The following is a 23,810-nucleotide window of genomic DNA, read 5'->3' on the forward strand; positions in this document are numbered from 1 at the left end:
GATAAATAATAGTAGATTTTATTACAGATAAATATATGATTGAGAAAACAGAATATCTTGCAAATAAAATAAATCAGTTTATTGAGAAATACGGAGAAGTACCTCCACATTGGATTTTTAAACCAGACTCACATCCTTATAGTATTTTTTGGAGAATAGGAAGCGGTGATGAATTTTGTGACTGTTTTTATATTTGGTTTGAAGAAAATTGTAAAACAACTGAAGAAAAAATCGATTATTTTAAGAAATATAATCCACCGCCAAGATGGTTAGCATCAGTAATCGACAATATCTGGGATCTGGAAGGTTGGAATGAACCATTTTTTGATTATACGCCCTATTTAAAAAAACTCGAGGAACTTGGGTTTACAGGAACATCTGAATATGAACAAGATTTAGATGATGAAAAATGGTTGGATAAAGAATAAAATATCAAATATTTATTTTTGTGAAAGACGAAAGAATTGCTAAAAACAAAAATCGGGTTAAGTTTTACTTAACCCGATTTAAAATTTAATTACTGTGTTTTAATTCAGTAACTCTATTATTTCATGTTGTTCTGTTATAGTTGCAAGAGAAATTGCAGTATGTCCTTGCGCCGAAATTGTCTTATCTGCTCCGTTTGCTAATAAAAATTTCACAATATCAATATGTCCTCTTTCTGCAGCTCTGTGCAATGCCGTAAATCCTCTGTCGTCCTGAATATTAATAAGGGCACCATAATCCAGAAGAAGTTTTACTTTATCCATTTTATTTGATTGTACAGCATTCATTATAGGCGTCGCACCTTCATGCGTTAATCCGTTTGGATCAGCGCCTAAGTCTAATAATTTTGCCATAGAGTCTATATTTTCCGGAGCAATTGACCAATGCAATGGCGCTAATCCGTCTCCCGCTAAGGCATTTAAATTTGTTCCTCTATTAAATTCATCTTCTATTTCTTGTATTTCTCCACGTGCAACAGCTATATGCAGTAAAGAATGTGTACGCAAAGGGGAATCAGAAACAGGTAAAAAATCAGAAGTAAAAATTCCTAATTGTCCCATATTTCCATAAGTCGAAAATGCCCATTTACTTGCAAGATCTGTGTCGTTTTCATATTCAGCAGGGATTGGAGCAGGAATAATCTCTCCGATCGAATGGCTAATTAAAATAAAATTAAGAATAGCTTTTGTAAGTTCCGGACTTTCATCTTCTGTAAATTCACCTGTAATAGATTCTACAATAAGTTGGTTGTCTTTTTGAATGGTTTTGGCAACGACCAAAACTTCTCTTAACCAACTGCGAATGAAAATTAGATATTCACCATCAAAATAAACTGCCCATTTATTTTCCATTGTATCAGGTGTAAACAAAACTCCCGGATAAAGTGCCTGATCAATTTTAAGCGAAATATTTGCAGCTATAGTTTTTGTGTTTTCAGGTCTTAGACCAAAAAAAGAAGTACCACTTTCGCCACCATAAGAAATCGCATTCATCGCCATTTGTTGATTTCCTGAAGTGGAAATCATAGTTTGACTAAAAGGACGTAAATCTAAAAGGTCATGTCCCCAAGGATTTTCTGCAGCTGCGATCCAGGATAATTTTGTTTCATCAGATGATTCTTTGTCCTCTTGTATTATGTGTTCTTCTAGTTGTGGTATTTTTATTTCAGCTTTTTGTTCTTCTGGTTGCTGTGTTTTTGGTGCTGCTTTTTGCTCTTCTCTCAGTTCTACTTTTTGTTCTTCTTTATTTTTTCCGAAAAGTTTTTTAAAAAATGACATGGTTTTTAGGTTTTGATTGATATAAGATTTAGGTTTTGAAAAACGAATATAACAATTAAAAACTATAATCAACTTTAGGATAAAATTTATTAAAATTAATTTAAAGGTTAAATCGTAAAGTAAATTAAAGAAAGAAAATAGTTACAAAAAATGACGTTTTGTTTTCATAATTAGATACATTTACATTCTTGATAAAGATTGATTATGTTAGTAAAAGTTTACGGAAGTGCCGTTTTTGGAGTCGAAGCGACAACAATTACAGTAGAAGTTCATATGGATAAAGGTATTGGTTATCATTTAGTTGGTTTGCCGGATAGTGCGATAAAAGAAAGCAGTTTTAGAATTGCTGCGGCTTTAAAAAACAACGGATTAAGTTTGCCGGGAAAGCGAATTACAATCAATATGGCGCCTGCCGATTTGCGAAAAGAAGGTTCCGCCTATGATTTACCTCTCGCAATGGGAATTTTAGTAGGTTCAGATCAGATTAAAGCTCCTGAAATCGAAAAGTACATTATTATGGGCGAACTTTCTTTAGACGGAAGTTTACAGCCTATTCGCGGCGCTTTGCCAATTGCTATAAAAGCGAAAGAAGAAGGATATCTTGGTTTTTTTCTTCCTATTCAAAATGTAAAAGAAGCTGCAATTGTAACGGGATTAAATGTTTACGGAGTTGAAAAACTACAAGAAGTAATTGATTTTTTTGCAGGAAAAGGAACGCTGGAACCAACAATTATTGATACACGTGCAGAATTTTATAAAACATTAGATTTTCCTGAGTTCGATTTTTCAGATGTTCGCGGTCAGGAAAGTATAAAACGCTGTATGGAAATTGCTGCTGCCGGAGGACATAATATTATTCTGATTGGTCCGCCCGGAGCCGGAAAAACGATGCTTGCGAAAAGAGTACCAAGTATTTTACCGCCAATGACTTTGCGTGAAGCGCTCGAAACTACTAAAATTCATAGTGTTGCCGGAAAATTAAAAGAAGTAGGATTAATGAATCAAAGGCCATTTCGGAGTCCGCATCATACTATTTCGAATGTTGCACTTGTTGGCGGAGGAAGTTATCCGCAACCGGGTGAGATTTCGATGGCGCATAATGGCGTTTTATTTTTGGATGAACTGCCCGAATTCAAACGTGATGTTTTAGAAGTAATGCGTCAGCCGCTTGAAGATCGTGAAGTAACTATTTCGCGTGCAAAATTTACGGTTACTTATCCATCTTCGTTTATGTTAGTGGCGAGTATGAATCCAAGTCCAAGTGGATTTTTTAATGATCCAAGTCAGCCCAATACTTCATCGCCACACGAAATGCAGCGTTATTTGAGTAAAATTTCCGGACCATTATTAGATCGGATTGATATCCATATCGAAGTAACTCCGGTTCCTTTCGAAAAACTTGCCGATGATCAAAAAGCAGAAAGTAGTGTCGAAATCCGAAAGCGCGTTACAGCAGCACGAGAAATTCAAACCAAACGTTTCGAAGAAATAGAAAACATACATTACAATGCTCAAATGAGCAGTAAACTGATTCGCGAATATTGTGCGCTAGATGAGCAATCGAAACAATTACTAAAAACCGCAATGGAACGGCTGAATCTTTCTGCAAGAGCTTACGACAGAATTCTGAAAGTTTCCAGAACGATTGCAGATCTGGATGCTTCGCCAACCGTAATTTCGCAACATATCGCCGAAGCTATTCAATACAGAAGTTTAGATCGTGATGGATGGCTGGGATAATGATTTTAGATTGCTTGGATTTGAGATTTGAGAATCTTGTCATTCCGAGGAACGAGGAATCTCCGTGAGAAACTCCGCAAAGGAAAGTAACAATCTTTGTAGCTTAAGATGATTATTAACCGCAAAGAACGCAAAGTTGTTTTGTTTAGAATTGTGGTTAGTAAACGCAAAGTTCGCAAAGCTTTATTTAGATATAGCTTTGCGAACTTTGCGAAAAACCTTGGCGTGATTTGCGGTAAAATTTTATTCAAATTTTAAACTTGCATTTCGTGACATCAAATAAGAAGTTAGTTTTTTTATTTTACCGTTTTGCATTTCGAAAACATCACAAAAAACGGCGTCTAATATATTGCCGTTCTTCATGTTTCCTTGTACAGCGCCTTCGGCAATGACAATATCATTTTCTTCGATAAGTTTTATAATTTGAATAGTTGGACTTCCAACAAAATTATCATTCTCGATTTCTTTGTCAAATGCTTCTTTACCAATATGTTGATAAATTCCAGGCATTTCCCATATAACATCATCAGTAAGACAAGCCAAAACCCGGTCATGATCACTTACTCTAAATGCTGCCATATATTCATTTACAGTTTTTTTATTCGGTGTCATATTCAAGTAATAAATTAGTTTTCACTATTTTAGTTATAAGACAGTTACCTCTTATTCAGCATCAGGAATCTTCTTATATTCAAATGTTCCGGTTTCTGATGTGATTATACGTTTTTTAGCATCAAAATAATCAATAGAAGATGTAATTGAAACAGTAGGGTCAACAATTACAAGTTGCGAATTGTTTTGAGTTAATTTCCATTTAGAATATTGGCTATCACTACCAATACGACTTTCAAAATCTCCATTTCCTTCGAAAATTTGTAAAACCTGAGTCGTTTTATAGTAAGCTTTAATGTCTTGCGTTCGTCCGTTTTTCGTCCATTTTACCAACATCCATTTTCCAACGAGCTCTTTTTCTGTTTGTGCACTTACTGACAAACCAATTAAACAAATGAAGATTAAAATTAATTTTTTCATTACCATAGTAGATTAGTGGGATTAATAGTAGGTTTAGGTTAGGGGTAAAGTTACTGTTTTTTAGAAATATTCCAAAAACTAATTTTTCTTCTCGTAATAAAACCTAGTTTTTCGTATAATTTGATTGCACCAATATTATTTTCGACAACATGCAAATAAGGAATTTTATTCTGATCAAAAATTCTATTCACAACATGAGCGATTAATTGTTTTGCGTAACCTTTTCCCGTATGATTCGGATGCGTTATTATGGCGCTGACTTCGGTAAAATCATTCATTTTCATGCGTTCACCAGTAATCGCAATTAATTGATTGTCTTTGAAAATTCCAAAATAATCTCCCAATAAAGGAGTTTTGTTTTTGAAATATCCCGGCTGAACCAAATTTACCAAATTGCATAATTCCTCATTATGATTTTCGGTAAGTTTTACGATTTCAGATGTTATCGATAATTCTATTTTGTTGTAAATAACCATTTGAAGGCAAATCAATTCTTTTGAGATATTTAGAGAATCAGCTATTTCAGGTTTTTCTCCAACAACGAAGAAATTTTCTGCTAAAGCCGAATATTGATTTGTTGCTTCTATCGTAGTTCCGAGTTCTGTAAAACCTCCAAACGGACAATAATCAGGATTGTAAAATTTAGTTCCTTTATAGTCAATAGCAAATTCCTGATGCGTTTCAGATAATGAATTCCAAACGGGATTGTCTATTTTATTTTCGTCTAAGTTTTTCATTACTATAAAATTTGTATTCTGTCATTTTCAGGATTCTTATTCTTGTATCGGATAAAAAAAGCGGAAAGAATTTGAAACGGCAGGATGTAAAATAGTAGCATGATTTTCTTTAGGAAAATAGTCGAAATATACTTTTATGTTTTTGCTTTTTGATGCTTTAATTTTCTCGGCTAATAAGTTTGCATCAACTTCCATAACTCTCGGAATTTCGGTTGGAGTTAAACCTTCTTTGCCAACTGCGATATAAATATCTGTTTGTTGAGTGAAATTTTCCTGAAAAAGTGGGCTGTCCAGATTTAATATAGAACCATTATTCCACCAAATACTTGGGCTCACGATCACGTATTTATTAAAAAGCGTTGGTTTCTTTAATAGAATTTCAGTTTCTAAAAGTCCGCCTAGCGATTGACCAATAATGGTCTTTGAATCTGTGGTTTTATATTTTTTATTAATAAATGGTTGTAATTCTTTTTCGATAAAAGCAATAAATTTATCAGAATGTCCAGTGGTTGGAAACTTTTTTTGATCTTTCTCAATAGTTGTTGGAAAAGTAAAATCCCTTCTTCTGTCGACTGTTGCAATTCCCACAACAATAGATTTTGGAACTTGATTGATCCATTCAAAACTATTAAATTGAACCAATCCCGCAATATGAATAAAATCTTCATCTGCCGAACCATCCAATAAATAAATTACAGGATATTTTGTTGCATCTTCTGGTTTGTAACCTTCTGGAAGATAGATGTTCAGAATTCTTTTTTCGCCTAATTCTTGCGATTGAATTTCATCGATAACTCCCAATACAAAAGGTTTGGCAGTTTCTGTTGTTTTTGATTTTTTGGCTTGACTAAAAATTAAAGTTGAAGATAGAAGTAAAAGGGAAAGGATAATAGTTTTGTTCATTTTGTGATATTTAATAACCTCTTCAGGTCATTGTGGTATTGATTTTTGAAATTTTTAGAATGACTTTCTAATGAAGCTAAAATACAACTTTTGTAGATATTATATTTCAAAAAAAATCCCGTTTGTCAATAAACAAACGGGATTTAGTGAATAAATTATAAAACTTATTTCGCTCTTGAAGCAAAGATTTCGTCCAAACCTTCCAAAGCAATAGTAAAACCTTCTTTGAATCCCATTTCGATAATTTTTTCCAAATCAGATAAATTATCATGTTTAATCGCAATGTCAACAATAGTCGAATCGCCTTGTTCAGAGAAACCTACATTCCATTTAGATCTTGGGAAATCTACGTTTAGATTACCTTCGCTATCGCAAAAAGCATCCAGATATTTAAAATTTGATTTAGGAGTTATAGAAGTAAAATCGGCAATTGCCCAATGTTCTTCGCCCTGAGGACCAACCATTGCATAAAGTCTGCGTCCGCCTTCTTTAAAATCCATACTTTTAGTTCTGGCTTTCAAGGCGATGGCGCCCACCATTGATCCAGTATTTCAGCTTCAGTCCACGCAGACCAAACATTTGCAAGAGATGCATTAAATTCACGTTTTACGTTTACCGTGCTGTTTTCTTTGTCCACGGTAAAATTCATCAATAGATTAGATTTCATTTTCTTTAGATTTTAGATTCATTAATACTTGATCAAGTTGAGTAAAACGGTTTTCCCAAATCTCCTTGAATTGTTCCAGCCATTTGTCAACTTCTTTCATTTTGTCAATTCTAAGTTGATAATAAATTTCGCGACCCATTTTTTTCTCATCGAGTAATTCACATTCATTGAGAATCTTGATGTGTTTAGAAACGGCTTGTCGTGTTGTATTAAATTTTTCTGCAATAGCATTTGGAGTCAAAGCATTTGTTGCCACCAATACTAAAATTGCTCTGCGGGTCGGGTCAGCAATAGCCTGAAAAATATCTCGTTTCATTTTTGATTTATTTAAATTAGCAACCAATCAGTTGCAAATATAAGCAACTTTTTGGTTGCGCAATGTATTTTTTGATTTTTTTTGGAAAATGCGTTTTTGAACGCTGGAAATTAATAACCGAGACGCACTGCTGTGCGCCTCTACGAATTCAGATTATAAATACAATGTTTTTAAATACCAATTGATTATAGAGGCGCACAGCAGTGCGTCTCCAATTAGTAATTACATTAATCTTTTATCATTTTATGGAGCAAAACAATTTGGCCCAAATGATAATAACTATGTTCGATCATGGCTTCGATATTTCTTTTGTAGGTTCCATATTTTTCATCGACAAAACCTTGTTCTAGTTTTTCATCAGGCATTTGTTCAATCAAAGCGGCAAATTCTTCGCTGTCTTTCCAGAATTTAGACAAAAAGAAATCCCATTCTTCCTGCGAATTAATAGGAGGGAAGTCAAAACTAAATTTGTCTTTTATATCCAGATTTCCGCCTTTAAAAACAATATTGATTCCGTTGATATAATAGTGAATGTGTTGCGCTAAAATCGCGATTGTGTTAAGATTCTTTATTGGAGTTGTTGCAATTTTCCAATCTAAATTGGTCAATTGATCTTTGTAATTGGTATTTGCAACCCAAGTTCCATTCAAAATAATTTCTCTGAATCTATTGGCTATTTCAAGAGTGTTTTTCATAAGTGAGATAAATTATGATTTTGCAATTATTTGATATTTAGAATTTTGTATTGCTAAAATACTATATTCTGCAGAAAATAGCCAAACGTAATTTTGTGTTTTTATATAAAAAAAGACGCACAAGGCGTCTTTAATATCTTTATCTGAAGTAGAATAATTAATTCTCGAAAATTTCAGCTACTGATTTAAGTAGTTCTAAAATTATCCTCTAAATCTATTCTTGACAATAATATCTTTGAGTCGGGCTTTTAAATCTTCGCCGGTATCAAAAACCATTTGTTCATTATTAGGAAATGGCACAGAACGTTTATTAAAATAATTCATGTAATTATCCTCACAAGCATTTCTGTCTCCTTTGTAAGTCGAGTAAATATTCTCAAAAATAAACTCGCTCGTAAGCGGGAATGATTGCATTAATTGATTCGTTTTCAAGTCAACATAATCTACTTTTGCTGTTACCTGACAAGATTTAAATTGTCTGAATTCATATATATTCGCACGAAGCATTCTATAATTATCGACTTTTATTTCTTTGCCCAAACTATCTTTCACGGGTCTTCCGCGACTGTCCAAAAGTGTTTTTACACCATCTTTTACTTCTCTTTCCTTGATGAATTGCTTTTCTTTTATTTGCTCAGGCGAAATATTTATCTGTACAAAGTTTACAATTAAACTATAATCATAAGTAATATTTTTTTGTCTTACGTTATGGTAAACCGTCCATTTATCGTTTAATCCATAAGTTTTGATGTCCAATAAATCATCCTGAAGCTGTCTTGGAATCACCATATTAGTGACATTTGTAGCATAAATATCTACAAAATCAGTTCCTTTAAACTGCGCATCGTCCATCAGTTTTTTGGCATTCTTATAACCAGGATTTATACTTTCTAAATAGAAAAAATCATCGTACGCTTTTCTAAAATCCAGTTTGTTTTTTGATTTTAAAAGTGCCGAAGCATTCTCATACAAGTATTTAGACAAAGCATTTTTGCTGCTTACAATTTCATTTGAGTAATTATCAAACGGAAAAGAAGCATTTCGTCCCTGTTTCATTAATTGCAAAGGCAATAAAGGTCTTATTTTTTCCTGGCGATTATTCAATTGCATATACGTGTTATAAATACGTTCAGCATTTGCCGCATTTGCTTCTTTTGTCAACAAATCAAGATCGCGCAAATCCCTGTCTTTGGCTTTTGCAAAAGCTTCTTCCAGCAAATACACATAATCTTGTTTTCCTTTAGAATCTTTTTTGGTTCTTAAAGCTTCGACAGCGCGATCAATTGCAGCGTCATAATTTCCGTCGCTTATTAAAGATTGGGTGGTTTTTACGCCACATGACGAGAGCGTTAAAAATAATATAGAAAACAGTAAAGTAATTTTTTTCATCCTAAAGACCATTGATTTTTGAAGGTGTAAATATATCGGTTTTTAGATGAAATCAAATAATGTAATTTTTAAATTTAAGGAGCAGAAGTTTTTGTTTTCATAATCACCTTTAGTCCCGCTTTCGCCTTTATCTCTCCATTTCATTACGAGGATATCGGCTCTATCGGGGCTAGATTAGAAATATTGTTTTTCATAATTAATGTAGAGACGCACAGCAGTGCGTCTATTCGTATTTGACAAGCAGTGCGTCTTTCAGTATTTAATTCTATTTTGGCCAATACAGAAAATTAAACTTATGACCATCCGGATCAGAAAAGCCAAAGAAATATCCTTTTCCATATTCTTGAGGTTCGGCAAAAATCTTTCCTCCGGCATTTTTAACAGCTGTAACCCATTGGTCAACTTCCTCTTTGCTTTCCGCAGAAAGCGAAAATATAATTTCATTTCCAATATTTAAATCTGCCATTTCGCCATTAACAGCCCATTTAAATTGCTCTTTTACAAAAAAATGAATGATGAAGTCGTCGTCACCAAAAAGAAAACTTCGTAACTCATTGTTTGTATTATGTCCGTTTGGTTTAAATCCTAAATCAGTATAGAACTTGGTTGTTCTGTCTAAGTTTTCTACACCAAAATTTGCCCATATTCTTTTCGTTTCCATAAGATTCACTTTTAAAAAATTAGAATTCAATTCCGATTATTAATAAATAAGCATCTTATAAAAGTATGAAATTTTAAATTTCTATTACGGTTTTAAATACAACAACGGCGTCACCTTTTATTTGAATTAATACAGGTTTATCATTTTCAACCAAAACTTTAACTGATATTGTACCAAGTCGGTTTATTTTTTCGCCTTGTCTTCCGTTGAATTCAAGTTTGTTATCTTTAATAGGAACGATATTGTTTTCGACTAAATAACCGCCCAAAGGTCCGTTTGCATTTCCGGTAACAGGATCTTCATTTATGCCAATTGCTGGAGCAAACATTCTGCCGTAAGTCAGGATATCTCTATTATCAGAATCGAATGTAAAAACAAAATAACCATTGCAATTAATGTGTTTGCTTAATTCGGCTAAATCGCTGTATTTTGGAGACAAAGCATTAAGTTTTTCTCGGCTTTTAATTCCAATCATGACTTTTGAATGTCCTGTCGAAGCAATTTGGATTGGACATTTTGTATCAATATCATCAGCATCAAGTCCTAATGCGTTGATCATTTTTTTAGTAGTATCGTCGTCAAATGTTGGACTAAGCTCAAAACTTCCTTGCGTCATTACAACCTGATAATCGTCATTTTCTTTGATGATCTCAAAAGGCAGAATACCAATTTTAGTTTTCATTCTCAATACGCAAGAATCCAAATTATCTTCGAGAGCTTTGGCATACATTGCGGCAATTGTAGCGTGACCACAAATAGGAACTTCTATACTTGGAGTAAAATATCGTATTACGCCATCGCAATCATTACTATCTGGCGAGAAAAGAAAGGCAGTTTCGGAGTTGTTTAATTCTCTTGCGATTTGCTGCATTTCAGAATCCTGCAATCCATCTGCGTTGACAACTACTCCGGCAGGATTTCCTTTAAATTTTTCTTTTGTAAAAGAATCTATTTGATATATGATAAGTTGTTTCATGATATTAGAATTTTAGCTGAGATTAAAGTAAAATAATTGAGCATTTTACTAAATGTAATCTCAAATTAAAACGATTAAGATTGTTATTCTTCGGTTAATCTAATTTTGCCTAATTTCTCGCAAAGTTCAATGTTTTTTTGAGTTCCGCTTTTTCGATTAGAATCAGAATTAAAATCGATCGCAATAAAATGTGTACAATTTTTTACAACCTCAGAATCTCTTTGTTCATCATTTTCAAAACCTCCAATTACTTTCCAGCTGCTAACTTTTGTTCTGAATTTATCAGCTATATATCTTGGATTTTCGCCAATATGATAAACCGAAACATTTGCAGCATTACATTTTAGGACTTCCATGGCCAGGACATCAACGCCTCTAAAGTCACAAAGTAAAAAGTTTACGTTTTTGTCGTCAATATATTTATTAATGACACTTTCGTAATGTTTTTTAAAATCGGTGAAACTGATGTTTCCGTTTCCAAATATGTAGATGTTCATTTTATTGTTTTGTGAAGATATTTAGATTTTTTTGGTTTGATAAGCAACTTCCCAAAACACAACCGAAAAAATAGCATTTGCTATTATGCATGTTTCGATATCGTAAGGATCGTATTGGGAAAATAGATGTAAATCTCCAAATTTTAAGGCTAATACCAAACTAACTGCGGCAATAATAATAGAATATCCGATATTGAATAATGGTGTCCATTTTAAGATGAAAAAGGAGTAAACAAGATTTATTATCGTGAATCCAAAACCTAAAGTGATAAATAAATGATTGATTTTTAATTCACTATCTACTGACATTAAAAGTATAGTTGAAAAATAATATACTACAAGAAGTATTATGTAAGCAAAAAATCGGTTTTGTAATTTCATTTTTTTCTAGTTTTCACGGGATAAATTATGCCCGAAAAGATAATCAAAAAAAGCCGTATTTATTGGGTAATTTGCTTCTTTTAACCATTAAATTTTATTTATTGATACTTGAATACAGATTATTCTTTTTATCAAAATACGGTGTAAGTTCCTTGTACGGAATTGTTATTTTAGAAACATATTCACCAATTGGTTCGTTTTCTTCGTTCTTATTTTTATCCAAAACATTGACTTCGAAAACTATGCCTTTGGTACTAAAATGAGAAAAATTAGAAGAATTAATTTTGCAATTTATTTTATGATAATCATAATTAGGTTTTTCAAAAGCAAGCTGATAAGTATATAACAAATCACCAAATCCGTTAGATAATATTTCTTTATAATTATTTACGATTTCTTTTTTATGATTGTTGGTATAAGTTAAAACAGCTTTATTGAAAGCATCTTGTTGATTGGCTGTTATTAAGGAATTGAAATCGACTAATTCCGTTTTGTTTAAATCGATATTTAAAAATTCATCATAAGGAGAACCTTTATCTCTGCCGTCATTTAGTTGAATATGATAAACCAGAATTTTATCTAAGCAGAAAACTGTTGTCGAAAGTTGTCCCCATTCATTACTAAGTTGCTTTTCCTCAGACAATTTTTGACGCAATTTTGATTCGGAATTCAAAGTGAAAATTTTCGAAAGATCAAGATGATCAACCCAGTTTTGGAATGTTTTATTTTCTTCAGAATTGTCAAAAAGAGAATCTGGTTTATGAAAGCTTATGCTGTTGTTCTTAAGATTTAGCTCTAAAATGTATTCACTATTTTTTAAAATGAGTTTATTTATTGCATCAAAACGTTTTCCATTTTTATCTGAAAACAACTTAATAGCTCCATTTTTAAAAGTGTTTTTTTCATTAAAATAATAGTCTTTATATTTAAGATCAGCACATAGATTTTGTGAGTAAATGAATGAAGTGGCTAAAAGAAATATAATAACAAATAGTTTTTGTAATTTTTCTAAACCATTCTTCATCGTCTTGCTTTGATTTGATAAACAATCTCCCAAAAGATAATCGGAAAAATAGCATTTGCCATCAATGCTGTTTTAATGCCATATTCGTCATATTTTGTAAATAGATGTAAATCCCCAAATCTCAAAGCCAGAAATAGGGACAAAACGGTAATTACAATAGAACAAATTATGCTTAATAAAGGTTTCCATTTTAATACAAAAAGCGAGAAAATAATATTTATGACTAAAAAACCGCAGCCTAAAGTTATAAATCTATGGTCTTTTAGTTTTTCGCCTAATGCAAGTAAAGGGGAAGTTGAAAAACTATAGGTAAAAAATAATAGAGAGTAAAGTAGAATTCGTATTTGTAGTTTCATTTTGAAATTTATTTTGGTTTAACGAAATTACAAATTAAAAATGAAGCTAGGATTAGGATAGATTTTAAAAATGTTTTTTGGTTGTTCTAATCCCAGCGTCAAGCGAAGAAATTTTACTACAATTTATCGCGTTTCATTCTTTCTATTTGTCGCTTGTGTCGAAGGATATGAACAATGGCGTGTTCTGTAATTTGCTCAATATCGTAGCATTGTCCCCAACTAGTTTGCATTTTTAGTGAATTGACTGGTTGTTCTAATTCATCGTCTTTAATTTCTTTGAAAACATTTTCGGTAAAGGCAAAAACATCCGTTAAGTCATTTAAATATTCGGCAATAGTCAAACGAAGAATCTTTTCAGGTCGTTCAACATTATTTTCTTTATAGTTATGAATGCTTATAGCATAACTATAACCGGAACTAACAACGTGAGTTAGAATTGTTTGTATGGATCTACAATCTTCGTTTGTTGTTTTTTTGTCTAAGATCTTTGTTAAATCATTATCAGATATATCTTTAATGACATTTTTAAGATCTGAAATTGTCTGCTCATATATGTCAAGCAATGCTCCAACTGCGCCTTGTCTGTTCATTTTTTCGGTTAGTTTTTTATTGTAAAATTGTGTCTAGTTTGGCTTCAGATTTTTCTTTGATCACATTATGCGGATGAAAAACGTCAGCTAAATATAATTAATTTTTACAATTCTCAGATTGAATTAAATCCAAATCAGAACCATATTTTTCACGATATCCTAGTTTAAAAGCGGTTTCAATATCAAGACAGGCTTTTTTAGCATCTTTTAAATTTAAGTAAATCAAAGCTCTGTTTCTGTAAGCGTATGAATTTTCAGGAAAAAGTTTTAACGATTTATTTACGTCTTCCATAGCTTGTTTTGTAAAGCCCAGCTTTAGGTTCGAATAACCTCGATTGTTGTACGGTAAAGGATCTTCAGGCTCATCTTTTATAATTTTGCTGAATATTTTTTGAGCTTCTTTATGATTCTCTTTTTGTTGATATATAAAACCCAAATTATTCCAAACATTATTTAAATTGGGATTTATTTTAAGGGCTTTTTCGCAATAGAATATGGCTGTGTCAAAATCTTTTTTTGCAAAATTTAATTGTTCTAAAGCGATAATTGTAGAAAGATTTCTATTGTCTAATTCTAATGATTTTTCGAAATTATGAGAAGCGCTAATTTGTAAATGTCTTTTAATATCAATCATTCCTAATGAATAATAAACCGAACTTCTAATGGAATCGTTTTTTGCCAGTGGAATGTATTTCGAAAAAGAATTATAGGAATTTGATAATTCGTCTAATTTCATTTCAAGTATAGCTTTTACTACTAATAACTGGTTTGTTTCTAAATCTTTTTCATCAATTGAGTTAACTAAATTTAAGGCTTCCTTATCTTGTTCTTTTTCGACTAAAGGGAAGATTTCTTTTATAATTGAATACGTTTCTTTAGAGATAATAGTGGTATCAATAGTAGCATTAATTTCAAAGTCCATAATGTTTTTGCCTTCTATAGGACCTGAGCTTTTTACAAACTCTTGTTTTTGTTTTATTTTCTGAGCATTTAAAAAATGACAGCTAAGAAAAAGTAGTATTAAAATAGAAGCTAGTTGTTTCATTTGTTTGATTCTGTTATAAGTAGAAGGTCTTTATAAATTAATTATAGCGAATTTTATATTTTGTTTTTTATTAACCCAATTAAAAGTGTTGCGCTCAATGAAATTAATACTAAAAGAATAGCAACAGGAATATTATCTTCAAAATCAAAATTATGGTTGAGATATTGTATTGTAAAATCATACAATCCATAAAACAGAAAAATAATACTTACGAAAACCAAACTGATAATTGTAATACGCAAAGTATTTACAAGTTTTGATTTTGATTGATAATTTTTGTTTAAAATGGTTAATAAAATTGCGGTAAGAATTGCAAATCCTATAAATGCATAATCGCTAATTTTACTTTCAGGATTATGTCCAGCCGCACCAACCATAAGTTTAGCAAATAAAAATAGTGGCAAAATTAAGATTAATATTGCTCTGTAAATGTAGAGGCTTATTTTGTAGATGTTTACCATTTAGTTATGATGATACTTTGGTTCTTATTGCAAAAGTGCCTCTATTTTGGCTTCAGATTTTTCTCTGATCACGCTATCGGGATGAAAACTCCAAATGATCAGAAATTTTCCTTTTGCAAGATATTCTTCCGGATGCTCATCAGTTGGCTGACCGTCTTTTCCCCAAAGTAATCCTTGTAGAAATCTGTCGCCTTTGAATCTGTTTTCGAATTCAAAATACATGATAGAACCACTATCTTTTTTGCTTTTGAAACTTTGAATTTCTTTGCTTTTTACAACTCCAACAATGTTGCTGTAAGTTGCAATGTCATTATAAAATGTGCAAGCCTGAGGAGTAATACAATTGTGACCGTCGCTATTGGTATAGGTTTTTGGAATTTCTTTGGCTTTTAGTTTTAAATCAGCAATTGTCTGGCTGAATAAATTGGTAGAAAGTAACAGGAATAATACCGACAGGGGAATCGTAATTTTCATTGTTTTTGGTTTTAGTTTACCAAGCTAAAATAGTTTTTTTATTTGAGTTTGTTGCGTTTGTTTTTTTATTGAAGAATAAAAAAAATATTAATAAACTTGCTGGAACGAAATGTCATTAAGTTAAGGGGAAATCTACAAAATTACTTAACAGTTTAATCAAGAAAGTAATTAGAAAAATCCGTTTTTATCTGCGTTTTTACAAAGTAAATCTGTTTTATCCGCGTCAAAATTAGACGCTGATTTTACTGATTCGCTAAAGCGAAAACGCTGATAAAAAACGGATTTTATCTTCTAAAAGCTTAATTTAATGATATTATTCGCGAGCGGTATAATTGCTCGGGATTGAAACTATGCTAATAAAGTTAGTCCCGTTAAATCAGCTTTTCCGTTTTTAAGAAATTCATAGGTTATTCGGTCAGCTTGACAGTCAATAAATTGAATACCTTTTAGCTTTTTGCCTTTAAAAAAAGTATTTGTAATTGTTGCGTTCTTAAAAGTGACTTTTGTGAATGAGCAGTTTTCAAAAGAACATTCGTCTATTGTACCATTAAAAACCACATCAGAAATATGTGATAATTTAAATGCTGATAGATTCCAAACTGCATTTTCTATAATACATTTTTTAAGTTCTGATGTTCTTAATTCAACTCCTGAAAAATTCGCCTTTGAAAAATCACAGTTTTTAATTTCACTGGATGAAAATTCAGTATCTATCAGTAAACATTCAATAAACTGATTGTTGTCTAAGTTAGAAGTCTGAATCTTACTGTTTCTTAAATCTGAATTAGAAAAATCGCAACCTAAAATATTGTTGGATTTAAGTGTTAAGTTCGACAAATCAGAACCAATTAATTTACAGTTCTTCATATTTGAAGTACTGAATTTGTCTTTAAGATTACTTAGTCCTGAAAAATCTGCGTCAACCCAGTTTCCTGATGACATATTCCAACTTAAACCTAAAGTAGTCTCAGGTTTTGTTGCCGGAGTTTCTGGAGATTCCTTTTTGTTCGTTTCAAATTGACTTTCTGAAACATTAGATTTAAATGTTTCTGAAAAATAGTTTAAGTCCACACCAAGAATTTCTGCAATTCGGTTTAATGTAGAAATGTCCGGCATTGATTCGCCTCTTTCCCATTTTCCAACTGCTTGAGAACTAATTGACACTTGTTGTGCAAGATCTGCTTGTGAAAGGTTATTTTTCTTTCTGGCTGCAGCAATTTTATCGCCTACTGATTTTGAATTTAGCATCATAATTATTTTTATTTGTTTGATACTGCAAAGCTATATTCCCGCATTGCCTGTTTGCAAATAAAGTCCGCTACCAATAGTTGTTATTACGCTACTTATAGTTGTTATTGACAACCTGTGGTTGTTTTTGACCTTTTTGTAAACCTTGAATTCATTTTATGTTTTAAGATTCTGGATTTTTCAATAGTATTTGAAGTTGGAGATAATTATTTCCAAAAATTATTTATAGTATTAAAATGTTCTTCGTTGTCGTCTTGATTTTCATATTTATATAAATTATCCCAATAGATTACTCCTCCAATTTTCACGAATATTTTATAATATCCTTTTGGAAGTGTACTTATATTCATGTTGAAATTGCTTGAAGATTTTTCGTTAAGAGAAAGTTTTGAATACGAAATAATGGATTGTTCGCTGTATAAATTTTTATTCAAAATAGTGCTGAAGTTTACTTCCTGATGAATTTTTTCCGGATTTGCGGCTACAAACCAAACATCTGTAACAGTTTCTTTTGCTAAAATGTTGACTGATTCGTTTGCAGGATTGGGATAAATTAAAAACTTGTTATTTACTAAAACATTTGGGTTTCCAAGTTGTAATCCCGGATCGTCTGAGGTTTGTCTTAAATTTAATCCGGTCACTAAACTCATCGAAGTCTTATCAGTTTGTGTATTAGTTTCGTCTTTGCTGCAACTTATTGCCAAAATAGAGATAAGAATAAGAAGTGTTTTTTTCATATTAATTTATTTTATAGTCTTGCTAAGATTGTAATTTTATTTTCACTAACGCAAGGAAATTATTTTTTAATGTTCATTTGATTAAGATCTATTATACAAATATTTTAAAATATAAATACAAGTCGAGAATACAAGAATTATAAAAGCTACATTACAAATTCGGTATTTAATTCTATTTATTCTTGTTTCATTTTTCCATTCTGCAGTAAAAACATTGCAATGCCTTTTATGTATTTTGCGATTGAAATACTCAATTGTTAAACCAAGTATCATAAAAAACGGAACGTAAACAAGAGGGTTAATGTGTAAAGTAGGAAATAAGATTTTCTTTAAAATTGCACAAATTGCTAATACAAAAAATGCTTGATGACTAGAAAGTACAATTGTAGGTTTATGCCCTTTGCGTGTGCCAGTATTAAGATAAAAGAATCTGCGGTATATTTTTTTAATGTCCAATAATTTTTTAGTATTTATGATACAAATCAATTTGCGATATAGTAAAAATAATTTTTGTTAATCTTCTCAAAACGTAGAATCTGAAAAAGAAAATTATCTGTTTCCATTTCTTCTTTTGAATTGAAATAGAAGCCATATGAATTATCTGTAAGTCCATCGAAAAGATAGAAAATTCCTTTTTTTGTTTTTACAGCAGAATAAATATTTAACTCTTGAAGTGAAGTAAGAATCTTGATTTGTTCTTTTGAAAAACTATCTTTTACGTTATTTTCAATTTTATTTGACATAGGAAAAGGGGAATCTTCGGGTATTGTATATTTCCAATACAGTTCTTTTTCTTTATATAAATTATCGATTCTTTGAATTCTTCCGTAAGATGTGAAAATATCACTTTTATTTCCGGAAATAAGTTGTGTAAGTTTCTCGAATTTTTTCAAGTTTTCATTTAAATAATTCTCTAAAAAGTCTTTCTTGTCGCGCCCTTTTTCTAAAAATTGATTAGGCATATTCATTGCCGTTTTTTGAGGTATTTGATATTGATTACAGAATGCCCCAAAGATAAAGTTGGGTACTTCGCTTGCATTATGAAAAGTATCTAAAGCCCAAACGTTTTCTCTTTTTAATGGTCTGATATCCCATTTTGAAAATGGTTTGCTGTTAATCAAAAATGTTTCTAATGAAACAGAATCTTTTTCGACAGATTTCATTAAAAATTCAAATATATCAACATCGTATTTTTTATCTTTTTCAGGGAATTCTTGTCCAATACATATTCCTGTAAAACATAGAAGAAGAATTATAATAGTTTTTTTAAACATTATTATCGAAATGTGTTTTCTTAACTTTATTATGTGTGAAAGGCAGATTTTAGTTTAGCTAAAATATAAAAATAATACTCTAATAAATTTTTAAAATAGGTTTTCTTTTTACCAAAACGGTCTCGCATCAGGGATAGAGGCGTTATCCTTTTGTGAAGTGGAACGGAACAAAAGATATAGCCGAAAGCCCGACCCGCTTTTTTCGGCGGGAGATGCCCAAAATATTCTAAGTCAAGAAAGGAATATTATCGAAACAAAAAAAGCACAAAATCATAAGATAGTTGTGCTTTGTTGAATTTATATTTTGGAGTAATTATTTGCCTTTTAGTAAGTTTTCTAAATACTCGTTTTTCTCTTTTTCAACCTGAACCAAACGTTCGTAAAGTTCAACAACTTTATCAAGAGGATTGAATGTGCAATTATTAGCAGAACATTGATTACCAGCATTAATTACGCTATCTTTTGTGTCGTAATAAGTATTGAAATAATTAAAAACAGATTCTTCCGAAAAATTTTCAAGTGCTTCAACCGTAACACCAAGTGCTTTTGCAATTTCTACAAGTTTTTTAGGATCAACTTCTGCTTCCTTCAATTCCCGAAATTGCTTGTTGGTTTGAACCAATCGCTTGTGCAAGTGCTTCTTGTTTCATTCCTCGAAGTTCTCTGATTCGGCTTATGTTTCTGCCAATATGTTTTGGTTTTGCTGCTGTGCTCATAATTCAAAGGTATTTAAAAATCTTTAGAAAAATTGCTGTTGGTAAAAAACATGTTTTTTTGGATAGAATACAGTTTTTTGGGGTTGTGTTTTGAATTTAGTAAAAATACGTTTTTTCCTACAGAAATAAATATATGTTCTATTTTTTTAGCCGTCATAGCGCAAAATAATTTGAATTATCGTGAACATTCCTGATAAATTTTTTCTCGCCATTTTTCGAAAAGTTCTATTAAAGTGAAAAACAATTTTTCGGATGGGTTTTCAGGTTGTGGGCTTTTTAGCAAAGTTCCAATTCCAATATTGTGTGATTTGCCAGAATGATTAATAACATAATGCTGGCTACTCATATCTTCCATAAAGATATCTGCATAATGATATTTTAAAGTTAAAAGATCCAGATTTACTATTTCTGAAATTATATTTTTAATCTCAGAAGGTATTTCGCATTCAAATTGTTTTTCAAATTGATCTCGATTTCTTGTGTAAAAACGTATGTTAATTTTACACTCAAAAATCAAATCAATATAGATTCCTAAACTTAACAATCGTTCGCTCCAACCATCAGAATGATCATAAGATAGAATATAATCTTCGTTTAATTTGAAATTTCCCGTAGTGTCTACTCTTCTTATATCAAGTACTTCGAAGTTCATTTTAATTTTTTAATCGATTTGTATTTACTCTTTTAAATAGTATTTAATTCCATTTTCCAACTTCCATTTCCGGGACGATAAATAATAGGGATAATACCAAATAAGAAAGCAAATTTTCGTTTAAATTTCCAGGTTCCAATAATTTCAGTTTTATTGTCAGATAAAGTTCCGGAATAATATAATGTAGGATGTTTTCCTTCGAGACTTATTCTTTCTCCATTCGAATATATCTGAATACGTTTTGGCATTAGCTTTTTGAACGAAACTTTGTTTTTTACAATTTTCCCTATAACTCTTCCAGTTTCTTCCATTCCACCGGTTTTTACATCATCATTTACAATTCCGTTAAAATTAATGCCATCAAATTTTTCAATTACAATGTCAAAATTAGTTTTTTCGAAACCCATTGCTTTTTGTATTTTTTCATTTTCAAACTTATAGTAACCGTTCCAATTTCCTAACATATTTATCTTTGCTTTCTATTATTTATAATTGTCATGCAAAATCCCTTGACTCTGTACTTGTTTTAGTGTTCTTTTTGAAATTAGACTTTTTATTTAAGCAGCCATATCTCACTTCCGCCTGTTGGAAAATAGATTGTATTATCTTCAATAATTGGGTTTAATATTCCATAATTAAAGGGTTGCATGAAATTTGTTTTTCCAGTTTTAAAATTTACCGAATATAGATTTCGGTTTATAGTTCCAAAATATATATTTTCTTTAAAGTTTGCAATAGTAGTTTCTGCTGCATCTTTTTTTAAATCTAATGTCCAATTTGTTTTTCCATTTTCAATATTTAAAGAAATTACTTTGTTGTTATAAGTACTTAAAATGATGTTTCCGTTTATGATGCAAGGTTCATAATACAAATCACAATTTAAAGATTTTGACCAAATTTCATTTCCACTTTTATAATTTAGCATCGAAATTTGTCCGTTTTTAAAATCCTTGTTGAGACAAACTAAAAGCCCTTTTTCTGTTTTAACTTGTATTATTTTTGAGAAATTTTTGTATTCATTTTTCCAAATAATTTTCCCGTTTTCGTTATTGATGGCTAATAGGTTAGAGGTATGTTCTGATAAACCTAAATAAATATTATTTTTAAAAAATGCAGGTTTATTTGTTTCTGTAATAATTGAATTTTTAGGTAAAAACCAAATTACTTTTGCGTCTGATTTGTTTAGTTTGCTAAATCCATTTCCCAGAACTGAACCATAAATATAACTTTCATCTTCAGCTAAATCATTTCTTAAATTTGTTTCACCATTTATTTTCCATTTTAACTTGCCGGTTTTATCAAGATGGATTAAATCATTGCTGTATTCTGTTAAAAGTAAATTTTGGTCATATATCAATGGTTTTTTTAAAGGATTGTAATCGGTCTTTATTTTTAAATTTACTTTTGCATTTTCTAAATTTACAGCATAAAAATCGCGATTTAAATTTCCGAAATACAATATTTTGTTTTTAACAACTAATGAAGTTGATATCCATTCAAACTGTTTATTTCTCCAAAGTAATTTTACATATTTCTGATTGTCACCAATTGCATTTTTATTGTCGTTTTTACAACTTAAAAGAGAAAATAAAAAAGTAAAGATTATAATTTTTGTTATTTTCATTTTCAGATTTTTATTCACTAGAAATTTTGATTTGATTTTAAGAACAAAATGCTCTATAATTGATTTTATGAGATGCTTACCGAGCGATTCCGAACAGGCGAAGCAAATCATAGGAAATACAAAATTTTACTTTTTATTCTTTAGTTTGGCTATATTTTTTATCCAATTGATTGCATCATTCATTGGTTCTTGGGAGTCTGAAAATGCTGTATTATGCCCCAAGTTTGGAAACAATTTATGTTCATAATTTTTTCCTTTAGACTTTAATATATCAAGGTTTTCTATGGATAGATTCACAGGAACCTGAATGTCTTTGCCTCCAAAAATCCAGAATCCTGGAATTGATAATTTAGAAAGAATATCATTGGGATTTGTATCAATAAACTCATATTTATCCGGGTCATTGAATATATGTTTTCTTGCCTCTTCTTCTGAGTGCGTCTCCCAAAACTTTTTATCACCATTTGTATAAAATTGGAATCTTAATTGTTCTTTAACCGTTATAAGTGCTCCACTAAATATAGTCATAAATTTGACTTTCTTATTTTTCTCTGCAGTCAACGGAATTATCCATCCGGCTTGACTACCGCCTATTAAACCTATTGGTGTTTTGTTTGACAAAGATTTAGATAAAGTATTTACGGCAGCGCTAGCATCCAGAGACAAAAGATTTAGGTTTGCGAAATCAACATTGTTAGTTCCTACTTCAGGTCCGGCATATATACCACCAGATTCTCCAACTCCGCGTTTATCATACGTTAAAACTGCAATTCCATTATTGGCTAGGTTTGTAGCAAATTCTGTCATTCTTTTTTCTTGCCCAGATCCATGAACAATCACAACGGCTCCTTGTATGTTGTTTGGTGTAAAAATAGTTCCGGAAAGTAAAACTCCTTCACTAACAAATTTTGTTTCTTTAGCAGTAAAGTTTGGTGGAATTGCTGATGCATAACTAGAAATAAAAAAAAGCATTAAGAGAGAATACTTGCCTATTTTTTTTGTTTTTAGAATGTTTTTAAAAATTGTCAATTTATTTTTAGTTTTCATTTTTTTTAAATTCGTTGTAATTAGTTTTATAGGCTTATTCTATCTGATTCTGGCAAAGATTTATAGGCTTTATCTTCTTGAACTATCTTTTTTATTTCGGAGAAAAAGAGTCTTAATTCCTTTTCTTTTTCCATTTCTATTTTATAATCACAATGTGTGTTTGTACCCGAAGATTTAATTATTCCGTTTGCAGTAATTTCAACTTCAAACCAAAAACTAGGAATTGGTCCACCAGGTTTTGATTCATCACATTCAAATTCGGTTGGAAAAGACAGAAAATTAATTTCGGTGTAAATATTATAGAGTTTCAACTTTTGTTTTGGCGACAAAAGTATTTTTACACTTTTTTCTTTAAAATTATATTTTCTAGTATAAACACCTGTTTTAGAATTATAATGTTCTCCTGGATAGTCAATTTTTACTGAAAAATCTTTTGGGATTTCTTTAGAACCACAGCTTATGAATAAAATGGAGATTAGTAAGTACAAATATTTCATGCGTTTTATTTTTAGTAAGGTTTTCTTAGAGATTCCCTAAACTATTATATATGCGTTATAAATTAAACTTTTTACGTCAAGCTAAAAATATTCATTTTTTTCTGATAAATTATTAAATGGACTGTCTTTTATATTATGAAAATGATTTCGCATCAGGGATAGAGGCGGTATCCTTTTGTGAAGTGGAACGGAGCAAAAGATATAGCCGAAAGCCCGACCCGCTTTTTTCGGCGGGAGATGCCCAAAATATTCTAAGTCAAGAAAGGAATATTGTCGAATTAAAAAAAGCACAAAATCATAAGATAATT

General features: G+C 31.0%; 28 protein-coding genes and 2 pseudogenes. 2 read left to right on the forward strand and 28 right to left on the reverse strand.

The features are described from left to right. Positions 1 to 35: 35 nt before the first annotated feature. Positions 36 to 428, forward strand: coding sequence for a hypothetical protein (locus CLU81_RS19040; RefSeq protein ID WP_099711233.1), 393 nt, complete (start codon positions 36 to 38; stop codon positions 426 to 428). A gap of 99 nt (positions 429 to 527) precedes the next feature. On the opposite strand, the gene CLU81_RS19045 is transcribed toward CLU81_RS19040, so the two are convergent. After that, the gene (locus CLU81_RS19045) at positions 528 to 1,763 is read right to left on the reverse strand and encodes an ankyrin repeat domain-containing protein (protein ID WP_099711234.1); all 1,236 of its coding nucleotides are present in this window, start codon (positions 1,761 to 1,763) and stop codon (positions 528 to 530) included. Between the two features lie 204 nt (positions 1,764 to 1,967). On the opposite strand from CLU81_RS19045, the gene CLU81_RS19050 reads away from it, so the two are divergent. Continuing rightward, entirely contained in the window at positions 1,968 to 3,503 is a 1,536-nt protein-coding gene (locus tag CLU81_RS19050; protein WP_099711235.1) for a YifB family Mg chelatase-like AAA ATPase, read from the forward strand. Positions 3,504 to 3,746: 243 nt separating this feature from the next. Here the strand turns inward: CLU81_RS19050 and CLU81_RS19055 are convergent, their stop codons facing one another. From CLU81_RS19055 to CLU81_RS19185, 27 genes and pseudogenes are all read right to left on the reverse strand, one after another. After that, positions 3,747 to 4,115, reverse strand: a complete 369-nt coding sequence (locus CLU81_RS19055; RefSeq protein ID WP_099711236.1) for a nuclear transport factor 2 family protein — start codon at positions 4,113 to 4,115, stop codon at positions 3,747 to 3,749. Between the two features lie 51 nt (positions 4,116 to 4,166). Continuing rightward, positions 4,167 to 4,535: a hypothetical protein gene (locus CLU81_RS19060; RefSeq protein ID WP_144444528.1), complete on the reverse strand. Its 369-nt coding sequence runs from the start codon at positions 4,533 to 4,535 to the stop codon at positions 4,167 to 4,169. Positions 4,536 to 4,585: 50 nt separating this feature from the next. Continuing rightward, positions 4,586 to 5,272, reverse strand: a complete 687-nt coding sequence (locus CLU81_RS19065; protein WP_099711238.1) for a GNAT family N-acetyltransferase — start codon at positions 5,270 to 5,272, stop codon at positions 4,586 to 4,588. A 36-nt stretch (positions 5,273 to 5,308) separates the two neighbouring features. Next, positions 5,309 to 6,175 carry an alpha/beta hydrolase gene (locus CLU81_RS19070; protein WP_099711239.1) on the reverse strand — a complete coding sequence of 289 codons (867 nt, stop codon included), beginning with the start codon at positions 6,173 to 6,175 and terminating at the stop codon, positions 5,309 to 5,311. A gap of 164 nt (positions 6,176 to 6,339) precedes the next feature. Beyond that, positions 6,340 to 6,842, reverse strand: a pseudogene (locus CLU81_RS19075) (SRPBCC domain-containing protein). Next, positions 6,832 to 7,158: a helix-turn-helix transcriptional regulator gene (locus CLU81_RS19080; RefSeq protein WP_099711240.1), complete on the reverse strand. Its 327-nt coding sequence runs from the start codon at positions 7,156 to 7,158 to the stop codon at positions 6,832 to 6,834. Before CLU81_RS19080 ends, CLU81_RS19075 begins: the two are co-directional and overlap by 11 nt. A 227-nt stretch (positions 7,159 to 7,385) precedes the next feature. After that, entirely contained in the window at positions 7,386 to 7,853 is a 468-nt protein-coding gene (locus tag CLU81_RS19085) for a DUF1572 domain-containing protein (RefSeq protein ID WP_099711241.1), read from the reverse strand. A 201-nt stretch (positions 7,854 to 8,054) separates the two neighbouring features. Then, the gene (locus CLU81_RS19090; protein WP_099711242.1) at positions 8,055 to 9,242 is read right to left on the reverse strand and encodes a hypothetical protein; all 1,188 of its coding nucleotides are present in this window, start codon (positions 9,240 to 9,242) and stop codon (positions 8,055 to 8,057) included. Positions 9,243 to 9,507: 265 nt separating this feature from the next. Then, positions 9,508 to 9,903: a VOC family protein gene (locus CLU81_RS19095; RefSeq protein WP_099711243.1), complete on the reverse strand. Its 396-nt coding sequence runs from the start codon at positions 9,901 to 9,903 to the stop codon at positions 9,508 to 9,510. A gap of 73 nt (positions 9,904 to 9,976) precedes the next feature. Continuing rightward, a complete protein-coding gene (locus tag CLU81_RS19100; RefSeq protein WP_099711244.1) occupies positions 9,977 to 10,879 on the reverse strand; it encodes a PhzF family isomerase in 903 nt (300 codons plus the stop codon). 83 nt (positions 10,880 to 10,962) lie between these two features. Continuing rightward, positions 10,963 to 11,376 (reverse strand): hypothetical protein, encoded by a 414-nt coding sequence (locus tag CLU81_RS19105; protein ID WP_099711245.1) that lies wholly within the window; start codon positions 11,374 to 11,376, stop codon positions 10,963 to 10,965. 21 nt (positions 11,377 to 11,397) lie between these two features. Next, on the reverse strand, positions 11,398 to 11,757 hold the full coding sequence (locus CLU81_RS19110; protein WP_099711246.1) for a hypothetical protein: 360 nt from the start codon (positions 11,755 to 11,757) through the stop codon (positions 11,398 to 11,400). 94 nt (positions 11,758 to 11,851) lie between these two features. Continuing rightward, positions 11,852 to 12,781, reverse strand: coding sequence for a hypothetical protein (locus tag CLU81_RS19115; RefSeq protein ID WP_099711247.1), 930 nt, complete (start codon positions 12,779 to 12,781; stop codon positions 11,852 to 11,854). Further along, the gene (locus tag CLU81_RS19120) at positions 12,778 to 13,137 is read right to left on the reverse strand and encodes a hypothetical protein (protein WP_099711248.1); all 360 of its coding nucleotides are present in this window, start codon (positions 13,135 to 13,137) and stop codon (positions 12,778 to 12,780) included. Before CLU81_RS19120 ends, CLU81_RS19115 begins: the two co-directional genes overlap by 4 nt. A gap of 116 nt (positions 13,138 to 13,253) precedes the next feature. Then, positions 13,254 to 13,727 carry a DinB family protein gene (locus CLU81_RS19125; RefSeq protein WP_099711249.1) on the reverse strand — a complete coding sequence of 158 codons (474 nt, stop codon included), beginning with the start codon at positions 13,725 to 13,727 and terminating at the stop codon, positions 13,254 to 13,256. Positions 13,728 to 13,824: 97 nt separating this feature from the next. Continuing rightward, complete coding sequence (locus tag CLU81_RS19130) at positions 13,825 to 14,772, reverse strand: tetratricopeptide repeat protein (RefSeq protein ID WP_099711250.1); 948 nt, start codon at positions 14,770 to 14,772, stop codon at positions 13,825 to 13,827. 53 nt (positions 14,773 to 14,825) lie between these two features. Further along, positions 14,826 to 15,176: a hypothetical protein gene (locus CLU81_RS19135; protein ID WP_144444529.1), complete on the reverse strand. Its 351-nt coding sequence runs from the start codon at positions 15,174 to 15,176 to the stop codon at positions 14,826 to 14,828. Between the two features lie 81 nt (positions 15,177 to 15,257). Next, positions 15,258 to 15,707, reverse strand: a complete 450-nt coding sequence (locus CLU81_RS19140) for a hypothetical protein (RefSeq protein WP_099711252.1) — start codon at positions 15,705 to 15,707, stop codon at positions 15,258 to 15,260. Between the two features lie 348 nt (positions 15,708 to 16,055). Continuing rightward, entirely contained in the window at positions 16,056 to 16,958 is a 903-nt protein-coding gene (locus CLU81_RS19145) for a pentapeptide repeat-containing protein (protein WP_233209735.1), read from the reverse strand. A 203-nt stretch (positions 16,959 to 17,161) separates the two neighbouring features. Then, positions 17,162 to 17,692 (reverse strand): hypothetical protein, encoded by a 531-nt coding sequence (locus CLU81_RS19150; protein ID WP_099711253.1) that lies wholly within the window; start codon positions 17,690 to 17,692, stop codon positions 17,162 to 17,164. A gap of 482 nt (positions 17,693 to 18,174) precedes the next feature. Continuing rightward, entirely contained in the window at positions 18,175 to 18,966 is a 792-nt protein-coding gene (locus CLU81_RS19155; RefSeq protein WP_099711254.1) for a hypothetical protein, read from the reverse strand. Positions 18,967 to 19,279: 313 nt separating this feature from the next. Beyond that, positions 19,280 to 19,682: pseudogene (locus CLU81_RS19160) on the reverse strand (helix-turn-helix domain-containing protein). A gap of 175 nt (positions 19,683 to 19,857) precedes the next feature. Continuing rightward, a complete protein-coding gene (locus tag CLU81_RS19165) occupies positions 19,858 to 20,334 on the reverse strand; it encodes a hypothetical protein (protein ID WP_099711255.1) in 477 nt (158 codons plus the stop codon). Positions 20,335 to 20,366: 32 nt separating this feature from the next. Continuing rightward, entirely contained in the window at positions 20,367 to 20,798 is a 432-nt protein-coding gene (locus CLU81_RS19170) for a hypothetical protein (protein WP_099711256.1), read from the reverse strand. Positions 20,799 to 20,887: 89 nt separating this feature from the next. Beyond that, entirely contained in the window at positions 20,888 to 21,958 is a 1,071-nt protein-coding gene (locus CLU81_RS19175) for a PQQ-binding-like beta-propeller repeat protein (RefSeq protein ID WP_158235352.1), read from the reverse strand. Positions 21,959 to 22,084: 126 nt separating this feature from the next. Then, positions 22,085 to 23,005: a S9 family peptidase gene (locus tag CLU81_RS19180; protein ID WP_099711258.1), complete on the reverse strand. Its 921-nt coding sequence runs from the start codon at positions 23,003 to 23,005 to the stop codon at positions 22,085 to 22,087. A 26-nt stretch (positions 23,006 to 23,031) separates the two neighbouring features. Then, the gene (locus CLU81_RS19185) at positions 23,032 to 23,502 is read right to left on the reverse strand and encodes a hypothetical protein (protein ID WP_099711259.1); all 471 of its coding nucleotides are present in this window, start codon (positions 23,500 to 23,502) and stop codon (positions 23,032 to 23,034) included. Positions 23,503 to 23,810: the final 308 nt, after the last annotated feature.

It is taken from the genome of Flavobacterium sp. 9 (assembly GCF_002754195.1).
GTDB lineage: Bacteria > Bacteroidota > Bacteroidia > Flavobacteriales > Flavobacteriaceae > Flavobacterium.

Excerpts from the sequence above, each read along its gene's own strand:
- CLU81_RS19040 (WP_099711233.1), top strand. The coding sequence starts at position 36 with ATGATTGAGAAAACAGAATATCTTGCAAATAAAATAAATCAGTTTATT.
- CLU81_RS19045 (WP_099711234.1), bottom strand. The coding sequence starts at position 1,763 with ATGTCATTTTTTAAAAAACTTTTCGGAAAAAATAAAGAAGAACAAAAA.
- CLU81_RS19050 (WP_099711235.1), top strand. The coding sequence starts at position 1,968 with ATGTTAGTAAAAGTTTACGGAAGTGCCGTTTTTGGAGTCGAAGCGACA.
- CLU81_RS19055 (WP_099711236.1), bottom strand. The coding sequence starts at position 4,115 with ATGACACCGAATAAAAAAACTGTAAATGAATATATGGCAGCATTTAGA.
- CLU81_RS19060 (WP_144444528.1), bottom strand. The coding sequence starts at position 4,535 with ATGAAAAAATTAATTTTAATCTTCATTTGTTTAATTGGTTTGTCAGTA.
- CLU81_RS19065 (WP_099711238.1), bottom strand. The coding sequence starts at position 5,272 with ATGAAAAACTTAGACGAAAATAAAATAGACAATCCCGTTTGGAATTCA.
- CLU81_RS19070 (WP_099711239.1), bottom strand. The coding sequence starts at position 6,175 with ATGAACAAAACTATTATCCTTTCCCTTTTACTTCTATCTTCAACTTTA.
- CLU81_RS19080 (WP_099711240.1), bottom strand. The coding sequence starts at position 7,158 with ATGAAACGAGATATTTTTCAGGCTATTGCTGACCCGACCCGCAGAGCA.
- CLU81_RS19085 (WP_099711241.1), bottom strand. The coding sequence starts at position 7,853 with ATGAAAAACACTCTTGAAATAGCCAATAGATTCAGAGAAATTATTTTG.
- CLU81_RS19090 (WP_099711242.1), bottom strand. The coding sequence starts at position 9,242 with ATGAAAAAAATTACTTTACTGTTTTCTATATTATTTTTAACGCTCTCG.
- CLU81_RS19095 (WP_099711243.1), bottom strand. The coding sequence starts at position 9,903 with ATGGAAACGAAAAGAATATGGGCAAATTTTGGTGTAGAAAACTTAGAC.
- CLU81_RS19100 (WP_099711244.1), bottom strand. The coding sequence starts at position 10,879 with ATGAAACAACTTATCATATATCAAATAGATTCTTTTACAAAAGAAAAA.
- CLU81_RS19105 (WP_099711245.1), bottom strand. The coding sequence starts at position 11,376 with ATGAACATCTACATATTTGGAAACGGAAACATCAGTTTCACCGATTTT.
- CLU81_RS19110 (WP_099711246.1), bottom strand. The coding sequence starts at position 11,757 with ATGAAATTACAAAACCGATTTTTTGCTTACATAATACTTCTTGTAGTA.
- CLU81_RS19115 (WP_099711247.1), bottom strand. The coding sequence starts at position 12,781 with ATGAAGAATGGTTTAGAAAAATTACAAAAACTATTTGTTATTATATTT.
- CLU81_RS19120 (WP_099711248.1), bottom strand. The coding sequence starts at position 13,137 with ATGAAACTACAAATACGAATTCTACTTTACTCTCTATTATTTTTTACC.
- CLU81_RS19125 (WP_099711249.1), bottom strand. The coding sequence starts at position 13,727 with ATGAACAGACAAGGCGCAGTTGGAGCATTGCTTGACATATATGAGCAG.
- CLU81_RS19130 (WP_099711250.1), bottom strand. The coding sequence starts at position 14,772 with ATGAAACAACTAGCTTCTATTTTAATACTACTTTTTCTTAGCTGTCAT.
- CLU81_RS19140 (WP_099711252.1), bottom strand. The coding sequence starts at position 15,707 with ATGAAAATTACGATTCCCCTGTCGGTATTATTCCTGTTACTTTCTACC.
- CLU81_RS19145 (WP_233209735.1), bottom strand. The coding sequence starts at position 16,958 with ATGATGCTAAATTCAAAATCAGTAGGCGATAAAATTGCTGCAGCCAGA.
- CLU81_RS19150 (WP_099711253.1), bottom strand. The coding sequence starts at position 17,692 with ATGAAAAAAACACTTCTTATTCTTATCTCTATTTTGGCAATAAGTTGC.
- CLU81_RS19155 (WP_099711254.1), bottom strand. The coding sequence starts at position 18,966 with ATGTTTAAAAAAACTATTATAATTCTTCTTCTATGTTTTACAGGAATA.
- CLU81_RS19165 (WP_099711255.1), bottom strand. The coding sequence starts at position 20,334 with ATGAACTTCGAAGTACTTGATATAAGAAGAGTAGACACTACGGGAAAT.
- CLU81_RS19170 (WP_099711256.1), bottom strand. The coding sequence starts at position 20,798 with ATGTTAGGAAATTGGAACGGTTACTATAAGTTTGAAAATGAAAAAATA.
- CLU81_RS19175 (WP_158235352.1), bottom strand. The coding sequence starts at position 21,958 with ATGAAAATAACAAAAATTATAATCTTTACTTTTTTATTTTCTCTTTTA.
- CLU81_RS19180 (WP_099711258.1), bottom strand. The coding sequence starts at position 23,005 with ATGAAAACTAAAAATAAATTGACAATTTTTAAAAACATTCTAAAAACA.
- CLU81_RS19185 (WP_099711259.1), bottom strand. The coding sequence starts at position 23,502 with ATGAAATATTTGTACTTACTAATCTCCATTTTATTCATAAGCTGTGGT.